This is a genomic window from Halomonas pelophila (assembly GCF_040196315.1).
Lineage (GTDB): Bacteria > Pseudomonadota > Gammaproteobacteria > Pseudomonadales > Halomonadaceae > Halomonas > Halomonas pelophila.
Window position 1 is genome coordinate 71611 of record NZ_JBEGCI010000008.1, and the last position, 13853, is coordinate 85463.

13 protein-coding genes are annotated in these 13853 nt (G+C 67.6%); 1 reads left to right on the top strand and 12 read right to left on the bottom strand.

The genetic code is table 11. The features are described 5' to 3' along the window. Nucleotides 1–41: 41 nt before the first annotated feature. The 10 genes from ABE957_RS10485 to ABE957_RS10530 form a co-directional block, all read right to left on the bottom strand. Nucleotides 42–920, bottom strand: coding sequence for an SDR family oxidoreductase (locus tag ABE957_RS10485; protein WP_349758631.1), 879 nt, complete (start codon nt 918–920; stop codon nt 42–44). 179 nt (nt 921–1099) lie between these two features. Beyond that, nucleotides 1100–2254 carry an acetyl-CoA C-acetyltransferase gene (locus ABE957_RS10490; RefSeq protein ID WP_349758632.1) on the bottom strand — a complete coding sequence of 385 codons (1155 nt, stop codon included), beginning with the start codon at nt 2252–2254 and terminating at the stop codon, nt 1100–1102. A gap of 2 nt (nt 2255–2256) precedes the next feature. Further along, nucleotides 2257–3318 (bottom strand): acyl-CoA dehydrogenase family protein, encoded by a 1062-nt coding sequence (locus tag ABE957_RS10495; protein ID WP_349758633.1) that lies wholly within the window; start codon nt 3316–3318, stop codon nt 2257–2259. A 9-nt stretch (nt 3319–3327) separates the two neighbouring features. Continuing rightward, nucleotides 3328–4494, bottom strand: coding sequence for an acyl-CoA dehydrogenase family protein (locus ABE957_RS10500; protein ID WP_349758634.1), 1167 nt, complete (start codon nt 4492–4494; stop codon nt 3328–3330). An 8-nt stretch (nt 4495–4502) separates the two neighbouring features. Then, on the bottom strand, nt 4503–5255 hold the full coding sequence (locus ABE957_RS10505) for an enoyl-CoA hydratase family protein (protein WP_349758635.1): 753 nt from the start codon (nt 5253–5255) through the stop codon (nt 4503–4505). Then, nucleotides 5252–6469, bottom strand: a complete 1218-nt coding sequence (locus ABE957_RS10510) for an NAD(P)H-dependent flavin oxidoreductase (RefSeq protein WP_349758636.1) — start codon at nt 6467–6469, stop codon at nt 5252–5254. Before ABE957_RS10510 ends, ABE957_RS10505 begins: the two co-directional genes overlap by 4 nt. Continuing rightward, entirely contained in the window at nt 6466–7419 is a 954-nt protein-coding gene (locus tag ABE957_RS10515; RefSeq protein ID WP_349758637.1) for an enoyl-CoA hydratase, read from the bottom strand. The genes ABE957_RS10510 and ABE957_RS10515 overlap by 4 nt, the downstream gene beginning before the upstream one ends. A 15-nt stretch (nt 7420–7434) precedes the next feature. Continuing rightward, nucleotides 7435–8247 (bottom strand): CoA-transferase subunit beta, encoded by an 813-nt coding sequence (locus tag ABE957_RS10520; protein ID WP_349758638.1) that lies wholly within the window; start codon nt 8245–8247, stop codon nt 7435–7437. A gap of 11 nt (nt 8248–8258) precedes the next feature. Continuing rightward, complete coding sequence (locus ABE957_RS10525; RefSeq protein WP_349758639.1) at nt 8259–9134, bottom strand: CoA transferase subunit A; 876 nt, start codon at nt 9132–9134, stop codon at nt 8259–8261. A gap of 10 nt (nt 9135–9144) precedes the next feature. After that, a complete protein-coding gene (locus ABE957_RS10530; RefSeq protein WP_349758640.1) occupies nt 9145–10032 on the bottom strand; it encodes a VOC family protein in 888 nt (295 codons plus the stop codon). Between the two features lie 381 nt (nt 10033–10413). On the opposite strand from ABE957_RS10530, the gene ABE957_RS10535 reads away from it, so the two are divergent. Continuing rightward, nucleotides 10414–10887 (top strand): hypothetical protein, encoded by a 474-nt coding sequence (locus ABE957_RS10535; protein ID WP_349758641.1) that lies wholly within the window; start codon nt 10414–10416, stop codon nt 10885–10887. Between the two features lie 301 nt (nt 10888–11188). Here the strand turns inward: ABE957_RS10535 and ABE957_RS10540 are convergent, their stop codons facing one another. Both ABE957_RS10540 and ABE957_RS10545 read right to left on the bottom strand, forming a co-directional pair. Continuing rightward, nucleotides 11189–12589, bottom strand: a complete 1401-nt coding sequence (locus ABE957_RS10540; protein WP_349758642.1) for an MFS transporter — start codon at nt 12587–12589, stop codon at nt 11189–11191. Between the two features lie 511 nt (nt 12590–13100). Continuing rightward, nucleotides 13101–13850 (bottom strand): transporter substrate-binding domain-containing protein, encoded by a 750-nt coding sequence (locus ABE957_RS10545; RefSeq protein WP_349758643.1) that lies wholly within the window; start codon nt 13848–13850, stop codon nt 13101–13103. Nucleotides 13851–13853 lie beyond the last annotated feature (3 nt).

The window sequence follows — 13853 nt, forward strand, 5'->3', positions numbered from 1 at the left end:
GTCGCGTCGAACGTCGGCAGGCCGGGATCGGCCGCGCCGGCTCAGGTGCCGTAGACCTTCTGCGACGGCACGGCCTCGCCCAGCAGGCCGTCGACCACCTCGCCGAGCTCCGCTGGCTGCCAGCGCGCCTGCTTGTCCCGTTCCGGGCCCGTCCGCCAGCCGTCGGCCACCGAGATCCAGCCGCCCTTGGCCTCGAAGACCCGGCCGCTGACGTGGCCCGAGGCGCCACTTCCCAGCCACACCACCAACGGGGCAACGTTGGCCGGATCCCAGCTGTCGAAGCCGCCGTCGGCCGGTGGCTTCATCATCTCGTCGAACACGCCCTCGGTCATGCCGGTGCGCGCCTGGGGGGCGATGGCGTTGGCGGTGATGCCGTAGCGGCCGAGCTCGGCGGCCTGTACCAGGGTCAGGCCGAGGATGCCGGCCTTGGCCGTGGAGTAGTTGGACTGGCCGATGGAGCCCTGCAGCCCGGCGCCGGAGCTGGTGTTGATGATGCGCGCGTCGACCGCCTCGCCGGCCTTGTGACGCTTGCGCCAGTGGCGAGTCAGCACGTTGGCGAGGCAGAAGTGGCCGCGCAGGTGCACCTGCATGACCTGGTCCCAGTCCTCCTCGGTCATGGTGGCGAACATCTTGTCGCGGCAGACGCCGGCGTTATTGACCACGCCGTGCACCGCGCCGAACACCTCCAGGGCACCGGCGACGATGCGCTCGGCGCCGGTCACGGAGGTGATGTCGTCGTCGTTGGCGAGCGCCTGGCCGCCGGCCGCCTCGATCTCGGCGCAGACTGCCTCGGCGGCCTCGCGGCGGATGTCGTTGACGACGACCCTGGCGCCCTCGGCGGCGAAGGCCAGGGCGTAGCCGCGGCCCAGGCCGGCGCCCGCGCCGGTGATGATGATCGTACGGTTGTCACAGATGCCCATGCGGTTCCCCTTGCGATGTAGTCCTGCGCTTTCCGGGATGAAGGACGCCAGGGGCAAGGCGAAGCGAGGGTCTTTTGCCATGGAGGACAAAAGTAGCGCCCAGGGAGGGGGTCACAGCGCCCTCGCGCAGTCTTGCCGCCGGAGAGTCCATCCCCTCTGTCCCTCGATGAAGGGCGTTCTCAATCCAGTCGTTCGATGATGGTCACGTTGGCCTGGCCGCCACCCTCGCACATGGTCTGCAGGCCGAAGCGGCCGCCGCTGCGCTCGAGTTCGTGGAGCAGCCCGGTCATCAGCCTCGCGCCGGTGGCGCCCAGCGGATGCCCCAGGGCAATGGCGCCGCCGTTGACGTTGGTGCGCTCCGCGGGATAGCCGGTCTCGGCAAGCCAGGCCATCACCACCGAGGCGAAGGCCTCGTTGATCTCGACGCGGTCGATGTCGGCAAGCGTCATGCCAGCCTTCTGCAGCGCCGCCTCGGTGGCCGGGATCGGCGCGCGCAGGTGCCAGATCGGGTCGTCGCCGAGCACGCTGAGATGATGGATGCGCGCCCGGGGCGTCAGGCCGTAGCGCTCCACGGCCGCCGCGGAGACCACCAGCATCGCCGCCGCGGCATCCGCGGTCTGGCTCGCCACGGCCGCGGTGATCGACGGGTAGGCCGGATCCACCGGCTCGAGCTCGGCCATCTTGGCAAGCGTGGTGTGGCGCGGGGTCTCGTCGTGCTCCACCCCGGCCAGCGGCACGATCTCGCGGGCGAAGTGCCCGGCCTCGATGGCCGTCAGCGCGCGGCGGTGGCTCTCCAGGGCGTAGGCCTCCATGGCGCCGCGGCTGATGCCCCAGTGATCGGCGATGCGCTGGGCGGCGTAGAACTGGTTGACCGGCGCATCGCCGAAGCGCGCCTGCCAGCCGAGGCTGCCCGAGAACGGATCGGGGAAGCCCAGCGGCTGGCCGGCGAGCATCGCCGAGGAGATCGGGATCCGGGTCATGGTCTGCACGCCGCCGACGGCCACCACGTCCTGGGTGCCGCTCATCACCGCCTGGGCGGCGAAGTGCAGCGCCTGCTGAGAGGAACCGCACTGGCGATCCACGGTGGTGCCCGGCACGTTCAGCGGCAGGCCGGCCGCCAGCCAGCTGGTGCGGGCGATGTCGCCGGCCTGGGAGCCGATGGTGTCGACGCAACCGAAGATCACATCGTCATAGGCCTCGGCGGGCACGGCGTTGCGTGCCACCAGCGCCTCGAGCACGTGGGCGCCCAGGTCGATGGCGTGCACCTCGGCGAGTCCGCCCTTGCGCCGCCCGGTGGGCGTGCGCAGGGCATCGATCAGATAGGCTTCGGCCATGGTCATGCCCCCCGGAAGGTGTGGCCGGGCCCGAGCGCGGCGCCCTCGGCCAGCACGTGATCGGCGACGCGCGCCTTGTGGAAGCCGCGATCGCCCCAGGCGGCGTCCAGCGCCCAGGCGCGCTTCATGAACATCTGCAGGTCGACCTCCCAGGTGTAGCCCATGGCCCCGTGCACCTGGACGCCGTGACGGGCCGCCAGCCAGGCGGCCTCGCCGCCGGCGAGCTTGGCCTGGGCGACGTGCACGCTGGCCAGCGGGTCGCCCTGGGCGAGGGAGTCCGCCGCCCGGTAGAGCAGCGGCTTGGCGAACTCGATCTTGCTCGCCACATCGGCCAGGTGGTGCTTGACCGCCTGGAAGCTGCCGATCGGCCGGCCGAACTGCTTGCGCTGGGCCGCGTAGTCCACCGAGAGGTCCAGCATGCGCTGGGCCAGGCCCACCAGCTGGCCGGCCACCGAGAGCGCGCCGCGCTCCAGCGTCTCGCCCCATAGCCGCGCGCCGAGCTCGCCGTCGGCAATCCGGGTGGCGCTGGTGGGCTCCCACATCACCCGCATCAGCCGGCGCGAGGCGTCGATGCTGGTGTTGACCTCGACGTCGACCAGCGAGCGCGGCACCGCGTGCACCTGATCGCCATGGGGCAGCAGCAGCAGGTCGGCCAGGTGGGCATCGGCGACCAGCGGATTGACCGGGTGGCCCACGGCGATGCGCAGGCTGCCCTCGCCGATGCCCTCCAGCCACTGGCGGCGATCGGGGGTGCCCTCGGGCAGGCCGGCGAGCAGCCCGCAGGCCACGTAGGCGGTGTCGGCGAGCGAGTCGGGGATGGCGTAGTAGCCGAGCTCCTGGGTCATCAGCGACCAGGCCACGTCATCCAGGCCCATGCCGCCGGCGTCCTCGGGCACCGAGAGCGCCGTCATGCCCTGCTCGGCCATCTGCTGGCGCAGGTCCGGGGAGCGGCCGCTGTCGGTCTCCCAGATCTCGCGCAGCACCTCGGGCGCCGCCTCGACCATCAGGAAGCGGCTGATGGCCTCGCGAAACGCCAGCTGGTCGTCGGTAAAGGTAAAGTCCATGGCTTGCCCTCAGCTCTTCGGCAGGCCGAGCATGCGCTCGGCGATGATGTTGCGCTGGATCTCATTGGCGCCGGCGTAGATCGGCCCGGCCTGGGCGAACAGGAAGCCCTCGAGCCAGCCGCCGTCGTCACCCAGCGCCGGCGCCTCGGGGCACAGCTCGGCCCGGGCCCCGAGGATGCGCATGGCGGTCTCGTGCAGGCGCAGGTCGAGCTCCGACCACACCACCTTGTTGATGCTGGCCTCGGCGCCGATGCGCTCGCCGCGCCCGAGCCGGCCCACCGTGTGGTAGGCGGCCAGCGCATAGGCCTCGGCGCCGGACCAGGCCTCGCAGACCGCGTCGCGGATCGCCGGGTCGCGTTCCGCCTGCTCGCGATGCGCGTGGTAGAGCTCGACCAGCCGCTTCGCCGCGGCCTGGAAGCGCGCCGGCGAGCGCAGCAGCAGGCCGCGCTCGAAGCCCGCGGTGGCCATGGCCACCCGCCAGCCCTGGTGCTCTTCGCCGATGCGGTTGTCCACCGGCACCCGCACGTCGTCGAAGAACAGCTCGGCGAAGGCCGGCTGGCCGTTGAGCGCCTTGATCGGGCGGATGGTGACCCCGGGGGCATCCAGCGGCACCATCAGGTAGCTCAGGCCGTGGTGGCGACTCGACTCGGGGTCGCTCCTGAACAGCCCGAACACCCAGTCGGCGAACAGCGCCCGGGTCGACCAGGTCTTCTGGCCGTTGATCACGTAGTGATCGCCGTCGCGGGTCGCTTTGCTGGTGATCGCCGCCATGTCGGAGCCGGCGTTGGGCTCCGACCAGCCCTGGGCCCACATGTCGACGCTGGCGGCCATGCGCGGCAGGAAGCGCTGCTTCTGGGCCTCGGTGCCGAAGTCCAGCAGGGTCGAGCCGAGCAGCAGCTGGCCGTTCTGGTTGACGCGCATCGGCGCGCCGGCCGCGTAGTACTCCTCCTCGAAGATCAGCCAGTCGATCAGGTCGCAGCCGCGCCCACCGTAGGCCTCGGGCCACATCACCATCGACAGGCGATTGTCGTACAGCTTGCGCTCCCACTCGCGGTGCTGCTCGAAGCCCTCCCGGGTGTCGCAGCTGTCAAGCGGCTCTCGGGGGGCGTGCTCCGCCAGCCAGGCACGGACCTCGCGGCGAAACTCGCGCTGTTGGGGGGTATAGGTCAGGTCCATAAGCGTCCTCAGAAGGTCGCGCCGCGCTTCTCGACGAAGGCACGGCGGGTTTCGGCGGAGTCGGGGCTGGTGTAGGCCTGCAGCGTGAAGCCCTGCTCCCAGCGGTACTTGTCCTCGAGGTTGCCGTCCTCGATGCCGTTCAGGGCCTCTTTGGCAATGCGGATCATCGACGGGCTCTTGGCGGCGATCTTCACGGCGATCTCGAAGGCGGTGGCGGCGAGGTCGGGCTTGTCCACCACCCGCTCGATGAAGCCGTAGCGCTCGGCCTCGCGGGCGCCGATGGCCTCGCCGGTGAAGAACAGGTAGCGCACCTTCTGCACCGGGAAGAGCCGCTGCAGGTGGGCGCCGCCGCCCATGGCGCCGCGATCCACCTCGGGCAGGGCAAAGCTCGCGCACTCGCTGGCCACCACGATGTCGGCGGCGCCGGTGATGCCGATGCCGCCGCCCAGCACGTAGCCGTGCACGGCAACAATCACCGGCACCGGGCTTCTGTGGATGGCACGGAAGGTGGCGTAGTTGCCGGCGTTGACCGCGACGATGCGCTCCGGGTGGCGATCGAGCTCCTTGATGTCGACCCCGGCACAGAAGCCGCGGCCCTCGGCGCGCACGATGATCACGCGCACCTCGGGGTCGCCGCCCAGGCGGTCGAGCTCGTCGGCCAGCGCCTGCCACTCGGCGCTGTCCAGGGCGTTGACCGGCGGTTTGTCGATCACCAGCTCAGCGATATGCGCCTCGAGGCGCGTGGTGAAGGCATGACTCATCGGGTGGTCTCCCGTGGCGGCTGGGGGGCGGAATCGGCGTCGACGGCAACAGCGGTAGCGGTGGCCGAGGCGCGGTCGTTGCCGTTGTTATTGCCATGGTTGTTGTCGTGGTTGTTGCCGTAGCTGTTGCCAGTGCCCGGCTCGAGCCGGCCCAGCAGGGCGTCGAAGCAGCGCCGGGCCTCCTCGACGATGCCCGCGATCAGTTCCGGGGCACTCTCCAGGTGTTCGATGGCCGCCGCCACCTGGCCGCTCGGCAGGATGCCCTGATCGGCCAGGCCCTCGACCATGGAACGGCGCAGCAGCACCGGCTGGTTGGCAGCCATAACCACCTGGGAGACAGCGGCCGGATCCTCGCGCAGGCCACGCCAGAAGGTGCGCAGCATGTGGCCGTGGCTCATGCCGGTCTCGGCCTGCCACTGGCGGGCGCTCTTCAGCGCGATGATCAGCCGGCGCAGCGGCCCGGCCCGCTCGAGGCGGGTGATGTAGGCGTTGTCGATCATGCGGTGGCGCATGCCGTCCACCGCGGTGGTCACCCGAACCTGGCCCGCGTCCTTGACCGCCAGGTAGCGCTCCAGGGTGCTAGCCGGGGTCGGGGCATCGGTGGTCATGAGAAAACGCGTGCCCATGGCGATGCCGGCGGCCCCGGCGGCCAGAGCCGCAGCCAGGCCGCGCCCGGTGGAGTAGCCCCCGGCGGCGATCACCGGGATCTTCACCGCGTCGAGCACCTGGGGCAGCAGGATGGTGGTGGGCACGCTGCCGGTGTGGCCGCCGCCCTCCCCGCCCTGGATGGTGATCATGTCCGCGCCCAGCTGCTCCGCCTTGAGGGCGTGCTTGAGCGCGCCCACCGTGGGAATGCACAGCACCCCGGCGGCCTTGAGCCGCGCGATGGTCGCCTGGTCCGGGCCGCGGCCATAGCTCACCGCCTTGAGGCGATAGCGGATGGCGAGCTCCACGCACTCCTGGGCGTTCTCCTGGAACATGTGGAAGTTGAGGCCGAAGCGGCTGCCGCCGGTGAGCTCGATCACCTTCTGAATCTCGGCCTCGAGCCGCTCGGGTTCGATGGTCGCCCCGGCCAGGAAACCGAAGCCGCCGCCCTGGGTGGTGGCGGCGACCAGCTTGGCGTCGGCCACCCAGCCCATGGCGGTCTGCACGATCGGGTAGCGACAGCCCAGCCGCTCGGTCAGCGCGGTATTCAGCAGCGGCGCTTCGTTCATGAGCGCCCTCCCCGGGCCTGGGCGTCGGCCTTGTTCTCGCGGGCCATGCCCTTGGCGTCATAGCCGCCCAGCAGGTCGCCGGAGATCTGCTCGTTGTGCACGTGGGCGAAGTGGTGCCAGGCGAAGGCCGCCTCCATGCCGGTGCGCTTGCCCTGCAGGTCCTCGACGTGATTGATCACCTGCTTGGTCAGCGCCAGGCCCATGCGCGGCTGGCGGGCGATGCGCGCGGCGATGTCGCGCACCTCGTCGGCCAGCGCCTCGCGGGCCACCACGCGATTGATCATGCCGACCTCACGGGCGCGTTCGGCGCTCATGCGCTCGCCGAGGAACAGGAACTCCTTGGCGATGCGCGCATTCATCTCGAAGGGGTGGGCGAAGTACTCCACGCCGGGAATGCCCATGCGCACCACGGGGTCCTGGAAGAAGGCGTCTGTGCTTGCCACGATCAGGTCGCAGATCCAGGCCAGCATCAGCCCGCCGGCCACGCAGGCGCCCTGCACCTGGGCGATCACCGGCTTGGGGATCTCGCGCCAGCGACGGCACATGTTGAGGTAGACCTCCTGCTCGCGGGCATAGAGGTACTCGCCGCCGGGCTTGTTGGTGTGGTCCCACCACAGCTGCCGGCGAGACTGGGGCTTGTTGACGTCGCGCCCCGGGGTGCCGATGTCGTGGCCGGCGGAGAAGTGCCGGCCGGCCCCGGCCAGCACGATCACCTTGACGGCGTCGTCGTCCACCGCGCGGCGGAAGGCGTCATCCAGGGCGTAGGTCATCTGCGAGTTCTGGGCGTTGTTGAACTCTGGACGGTTGAGCGTGAGGGTGGCGATGCCGTCCTCGACGGCATAGCGCACCGGCTCCTCGGTCTCGTAGACGGCGTCGTCGGGACGCGTCACGAACTCGGACGAGGGCTCGCCAGGGCTTGCGTGGGGGCTATCGGGCCGGGTATCGGACATCGGGATCACCTCTTCTCAGCGCTGGCCCACCGGCTGGGTACGCACGCCGGGCGGGTTGTCCTTGAGCGCCTTGGCGCGCAGGTCGTGGGGGTCGAGGCGACGGATGATCGCCAGCTGCTCGGCGCTGGGCGCCGGGGTCTCGGCCATCTCCGGCGCCTTGACCAGCGCGAAGCCGGTATTGGCCTGGACCTCCTCGAAGCTCACCCCGGGGTGCAGCGAGCGTACGCGCACGGCGCGCTCCTCGCCCTCGAAGTCCAGCACGCAGAGATCGGTGACGATGCGGCGGATATCCATCAGGTCGCGGCGCATGTGCTCGGAGAAGCGCGCCGGGTTGAAGCCGACCCCGGAGACCATGTCCACCTCGCCTTCCACCAGCGCCTTGCGGTTATGCACGGGCACCAGGAAGGAGTTGATGTGGTTGATGCTGTTGCCGGGCAGTCCGCGCACCCCGAGCATCGCAACCTTGGGCTTGTGGTAGTCGCCGATGCAGGAGAGGTTGGTCTGGCCGAAGCGGTCAATCTGGGTCGGCCCGATCATGGCGTGGCGGCGTCCGCCGGCCACGCACTCGAACATGCGCTCGAAGCCCAGGTAGCCTGAGTACTGCGGCTCGTAGTCGCCGCGCGGCCCCAGCGGGATCGGTTCCTCGACCAGCAGCGCCTCGCTGTCGGTCATCATCAGTTCCGGCGTGTGAGTGAGCTTGGCCAGCCCCGCGCCCAGGCGGGGAATCACCCCGATGCCCGAGGCGATCAGCTCGCCGTCGCCGCGCCAGGCCTCGGAGGCGGCGACGATCATCAGTTCGGCCAGGCTGTAATCCTGTGTGTCAGTCATCTCGCGTCTCCTCAGAACACCGGCAGCGGCAGCTTGGCCATGGTCTCGGCGCCGCCGTTGGCGGCCTGGTAGGCCGCCTCGCCGGGGGCCACGTAGGTCGCCATGTACTCCTGCCAGCCGCCCTCTTCCTTGGCGCTGGCCACGTAGCGCTTGAGATGCGCCATGTCCCAGCCGTAGTCGGGGGCGCAGGTGGTCGGGTGGGCGCCCAGCGGCGCCTTGACCACGCCCTCGACCAGATAGCGCTCGAAGGTGTTGTGGCGGGCCTCGTCGGCGCCGAGCGCCAGGCGATCGACCACCCGCTCGGCGGAGACGAAGCAGCGCTCAGCGGCGCGGGCCACCAGATGATCGAAGTAGGGATCGATGCCGGTGATCAGGCTGTTGCCCAGCCGGTCGGCCTCGTTGACGTGCACGAAGGCCATGTCGAGGTTAAGCGCCGGCATCGCCAGCAGCTCCTCGCCGTCGGCGTAGGGCGAGCGCACGGTCTTGAGCTCCGGGTGATGGGTCATAACGTCGGTACCCAGGCCGCAGCGCGTAGGCAGGAATGGCAGGCGCATGCCGGCGGCACGCAGCCCCCACTGGAACATGCCCTCGTCGAGCTCCATGATCTCGATCTCCCCCGCCTGGCGCGCCTTGCGGTACCAGGGCTCCAGCGGGATGGCATCGAGGGTGGCGAAGCCGTAGACGAGCTTCTTCACCTTGCCGGCGGCGCACAGCATGCCCACCTCGGGGCCGCCGTAGGCGACCACGGTGAGATCCTTGACGTCGCTTCGCAGGATGGCGCGCACCAGGGCCATCGGCTTGCGCCGCGGGCCCCAGCCGCCGAAGCCGATGGTCATGCCATCGCGCAGTTGGCCGGCCACGTCGGCCGCCGTCATCAACTTGTCCATCTTTCGCTCCTTATGGCTGACCGACCGAGAAGTCGTGGCCCCAGAGGCTCACGCGGGTGAACTCGAAGGCGCTGTGTTCGTCCCAGTCGACCTGCAGGCCGCCGCAGCCGTACTCCAGATCGAAGCCCGAGGGCGTCTTCATGTAGAAGGAGGTCATGCGATCGTTGAGGTGCTCGCCGAGGGTCGCCGAGAGCGGCACGCCGTGCTCCTGCTGGCGGTCGTAGGCGCGGCCCACCTCGGTGATCGAGTCGACCTCGACCATGATGTGCACGCAGCCGCTCTGCGACTCGAACTCGCACAGCGCGAGGCTGTGATGGCGGCGGTTCTGGCAGTGCATGAAGTGGATGCGGATCGGCTCGGCGTCCGGCGCGGGCCGGAAGTTGAAGATGTCGGAAAGCTCGAAGCCCAGCACGTCCTGACAGAAGCGCTTGGTCTCCTCGAAGCGCGGCGCCGGCAGCACGGTGTGACCGAGTCCCATGTCGCCGGTGAGAAAACGCGGCACGCCCTGGGGCGAGACGAAGGGCGTGAGATCGGAGCGATGGCCCCACACCAGCTCGTGACGATTGCCGGAGGGGTCCTGGCAGCTCGCCACCGCCTGGAAGCCGCGCTGCTGGCAGCGCGCCTCGTCGCCCAGCTCGTAGCCCACGCCGACCTCGTCCAGGCGCTCGAGCGCCGCCTGGAAGGCGGCCTCGCTGGCCAGCTCCCAGCCGGAGGCGACGTAGCGCCGCTCGCTGCCCTCGACGACGAGCATCCGATACGGGCGGTCGTCCATCTTCACGTAGAGGCCGCCTTCCGGCGCCGGCCCCACCATCATGCCCAGCACCTGCTCGGCATACTCCTGCCACTCGGCCAGGTTGTCGGTCTGCGCCACGACGTAGGCAAGCCCGCGAATTTCCATCGACTGCACTCCCGTTGATGATTCGTGGCTCGATTATCGAAACGGGAGCGCGGGGCATCATCGTCCATTGAGACTAACCACGCGAAAGGCGCGAAATTCCCGCCGCACAAGGCTTTTCGGGGTGGGCCAGCCCAAGGCGAACGCGAAACGGCAAGCCGCGCAGCAGGGACAAGCCCGGCTATCGACCAAGGCAAGGTGTTAATTTATCTTTGGTAATGGTAGAAAAAGCTAATATGAGCCAAGGATGAGATTGCGGCTGGTTGATGACGCTGCAGGTTTCGACACTAGTCAGACGTGGCGAAAATTCTGCATGCGCGGTCAGGGCTATATTCGGCGCGTAATATAGTGCCTGTTATGTTTTGTCGGATTGTGGAGCTCTGAATGGATTTGACTTGGATTAGTATCGCGGACACCGCTGTTAAAATTGGTTTCGGAGCAACAATATCTGCACTTTCTGGTTACTTTGTACTGGTAAAAAAACAGGGTCACGAAGACCGAAAAGAGCAGCGAAAATATTTTCACATGCTTCAGGAGGAGAAAAAATCAAAATATGTAGAGTTTTTATCCTTATCTCAAGAGCTTATTCAAAACTATCTCTACGATAGTTGCTCGCCAGCGGCTGATGACTATAAACGGTATCTCCGCATCTTTAACGAGGTACAGATAATATCTAGCGACGCTATAAGGGTGACGGCTTTCGAAGCCATGCATGCTGTGCAATCCTTTATTCTCTTAAGAAAAAATCAGCAAGAGCATCGCCTGCTTGAGGAAATGGTGAAAGACGCGAGGAAAAAAATATCTAAACTACAAAAAGTTGCGCAAAAAGAAGTCACAAGACGATATCAATATACATGACAACTCGCATCTTTAAGCAACCGCAGGACTCTAGAAAGCTCTGACCGAAAGGCTAGGCATTACAGATATTTAAAACCCATGAATTAACGATCGAAAGCATCGTCTAACGCCGCCTAGAAAACGGATCGCTGTAACATCCCACTTCCAACCTGATTAGCTATCTTCTCGCCCAACATTACTCCAGCGACGACGCGCAGGCTCTCGATATCGAGAAAGAGATCAGGCACCGGCCCAGATGTTCCTGGTCTATGCCGGTGCCCGAAACCCTCAGGTATCGCCCTTATTGGCTGGCTTGACCCGTTCATCGGCTTTGGCTACTTCTAGCCGCTTCCTCGGCCTTGGCGTCTTCCTCGGCCTTGGCGTCTTCCCCGGCCTTGGTGTCTTCCTCGGCCTTGGCGTCTTCCTCGGCGGCTGCCACGGCTTCGGCCTCCTCGGCTTCTTCCTCGATATCCGCCGCGGGATGGAATGGCTCGCCCTCCTCATCCTGCAGCTGGTAATCGTAAGCCGCCTGGAGACCGGACTCTTCCTCGGCCTCTTCCTCTTCGGCCTGGGCAATGTAGCCAGGATAAAAGGGCGAGAGGATGGCAAAGAGGATGCCCAGCGAGGAGAACATGGCAAACGCACTGGCGTAGCCGAAGGTGTTTACCAGCGAGCCGACCACGGGAGAGCCGGTCGCCTGCCCCAGCGAGACCGCCATGAAGGGCAATACCGGCCCCACCGCCAGCCGGCCCGGCAGCAGGCGGATGCCGGTCATCAGGTAGAGCCCCGTCAGACTCATGTAGGCCAGACCGAAGACCAGCGCGGAAAAGGCCGCCAGTACGGTTTGACCGGGGCTGGCCGCGAGCAAGGCCAGGCTCGCGGAGAGCATCATCAGCATCAGGGAATGCGTGATGGGCGGATTGTTGCGATCGGCCAGGTCGGCCACCACGGCACCGCCCAGGCCGGCGATGCCCACCGCCAGCCATAGCCACCCGGTGGCGCCGGATGGCAGGCCGCCGAGGGTGACCACCAGGTCGGGGGCGAAGATCCAGTAGGCGGCGGAGACGAAGCCCATCACGAAGGCGAACAGCGAGAGCCTGACGAGACGCGACCAGGGCAGCTCGCGGATCGGCGGCGGCGGCGCGGCGTTGGCCGGCGTGATCCTCGACACCGAGGGCAGGAAGAGCCAGGCGGCCATCACTCCGACGCCCGCCAGGATGGCAAAGGAGATGTATGCAAGACGCCAGGCGCCGACCAGGAACAGCACCGTCGGGACGGCCACGATCACGCCGATGCTGGTACCGGCGTTCATGACCGAGCTGACGCGCCCGTGCAGCGAGCGTTTCACCAATGCCTGCATGGCGGCCGTGAGCGCCGGCATCATCAGGCCGGTGCAGATGCCGCAGGCGAACACCCCTGCTCCGAGCAACAGGGCACCGGGCGCCTGGCTGATCATCGCCAGGCCGGCGACGCCGAACGCCCCGGAGAGCACCGCCGCGTTACGGGCACCCAGCAGGTGGGTGACGAGCGGCGCGATCAGCGTGGCCAGCAGGAAACTGATCAGCGGCAGCGCGCCGATGATACCGATCACCGATGGCGTGAGGCCCAGTTCCTCGCGGATGGGGGGCACGAACAGACCGAAGGCGAAACGCGCGAGGCCGTAGCTGATCGCGATCAGCAACGCGCCAAGCAGCGCAAATCCGGTGCTGGAAGGTGACTTCATACGACCTCCTCACGGCGCGCCATGGGGATGCCGGCCCGGGTCCGTGTTCGGCATCTTTCCTTGCGCGCGATGACCGCCCGCGGCTGCTCGATATCATTATTGGCGTTGATCACCATCACTCCCTCAACTTCTGGATGCATAGACACGCTGCAGCACACGAGAGCAGCAGCTATGGACGGGAGGGCCAGCGCCGGACCGCCCCTAGCTCACCGGCCAAGGTAGAGCAGAGCACGGCATACCAACAGCGACCCCGCTGCCCACGGTATCAGAGACAGCCCCGTTGTGACGTCGGCCATGGCGACCGATCCGGTATCCGAGCGCCGAGGGGGCGGCACCGTCAGCCGCAAGCGACGACAGCGTTCGCAGTGAGGACATATTCCGTTGGGGAAACAGAGGAGGAGATGCAAGAAGGCGTCGCGAGAGGACGTTGCAGAACGGGTAATAGGAGCCAGCCCGATCAAGGGCGTCTGAAAGGAGACCGCCGGGGCGAGCCCCGGCGGTCAGGTCTTGCTTACTCGCCGAAGTATTCCTCCTGCAGGCGCTCGAAGGTGCCGTTGGCCTTGACCTCGGCCATGGCGGCGTTGAAGCGTTTGGCCAGCTCGGCGTCGCGCTGGCGGAAGGCCGCGCCCACGCCCGGGCCGTAGATCGACTCCGGCTCGGTGATCAGCGAGCCCCGGCGCGCGTAGGCGTCGTCATCGAGCAGCGCCTCCTGGGCCAGCGGGAAGGCCGTGAACACCAGATCCAGGCGGCCGGAGCGCATGTCGTTGATGACGCCGCCCGAATCGCTGTAGCGCCGAAGCTCCGCCTCGGGGTGGAACTGGGTGACGTAGCGGTCCTGGATGGTGCCCTGCTGCACGCCGATGGTGACATCGGCGAGTTCGCCCTCCACGTCGACCTGCTGGTCCGCCTGGCCGACCCACACCGAGGGCACCTGGTAGTAAGGCTCCGAGAACAGCACCTGGCGGGCGCGATCCTCGGTGATGTTCATCGCCGAGGCGATGAAGTCGTACTTGCGCGCCAGCAGGCCGGGAATGATGCCGTCCCAGCCCTGCTTGACCCATTCGCACTCGCGCTGCATCTCGGCGCAGACGGCGTCGATCAGCTCGACCTCGAAGCCGGTGATGGTGCCGTCGGGCAGCTGGTACTGGTACGGCACGTAGGGAACGTCCACGCCAATGCGCAGCGGACGCTCGTCCGCCACGGCGGGCGATGAGGACAGGGCCGCGGCGATCAGCAGGCCGGAATAGAGAGAAACACGCATGGC

Bases quoted from the DNA above. Each gene is read 5' to 3' on its own strand.
- ABE957_RS10485 (WP_349758631.1), bottom strand. From the start codon at position 920: ATGGGCATCTGTGACAACCGTACGATCATCATCACCGGCGCGGGCGCC.
- ABE957_RS10490 (WP_349758632.1), bottom strand. From the start codon at position 2,254: ATGGCCGAAGCCTATCTGATCGATGCCCTGCGCACGCCCACCGGGCGG.
- ABE957_RS10495 (WP_349758633.1), bottom strand. From the start codon at position 3,318: ATGGACTTTACCTTTACCGACGACCAGCTGGCGTTTCGCGAGGCCATC.
- ABE957_RS10500 (WP_349758634.1), bottom strand. From the start codon at position 4,494: ATGGACCTGACCTATACCCCCCAACAGCGCGAGTTTCGCCGCGAGGTC.
- ABE957_RS10505 (WP_349758635.1), bottom strand. From the start codon at position 5,255: ATGAGTCATGCCTTCACCACGCGCCTCGAGGCGCATATCGCTGAGCTG.
- ABE957_RS10510 (WP_349758636.1), bottom strand. From the start codon at position 6,469: ATGAACGAAGCGCCGCTGCTGAATACCGCGCTGACCGAGCGGCTGGGC.
- ABE957_RS10515 (WP_349758637.1), bottom strand. From the start codon at position 7,419: ATGTCCGATACCCGGCCCGATAGCCCCCACGCAAGCCCTGGCGAGCCC.
- ABE957_RS10520 (WP_349758638.1), bottom strand. From the start codon at position 8,247: ATGACTGACACACAGGATTACAGCCTGGCCGAACTGATGATCGTCGCC.
- ABE957_RS10525 (WP_349758639.1), bottom strand. From the start codon at position 9,134: ATGGACAAGTTGATGACGGCGGCCGACGTGGCCGGCCAACTGCGCGAT.
- ABE957_RS10530 (WP_349758640.1), bottom strand. From the start codon at position 10,032: ATGGAAATTCGCGGGCTTGCCTACGTCGTGGCGCAGACCGACAACCTG.
- ABE957_RS10535 (WP_349758641.1), top strand. From the start codon at position 10,414: ATGGATTTGACTTGGATTAGTATCGCGGACACCGCTGTTAAAATTGGT.
- ABE957_RS10540 (WP_349758642.1), bottom strand. From the start codon at position 12,589: ATGAAGTCACCTTCCAGCACCGGATTTGCGCTGCTTGGCGCGTTGCTG.
- ABE957_RS10545 (WP_349758643.1), bottom strand. From the start codon at position 13,850: ATGCGTGTTTCTCTCTATTCCGGCCTGCTGATCGCCGCGGCCCTGTCC.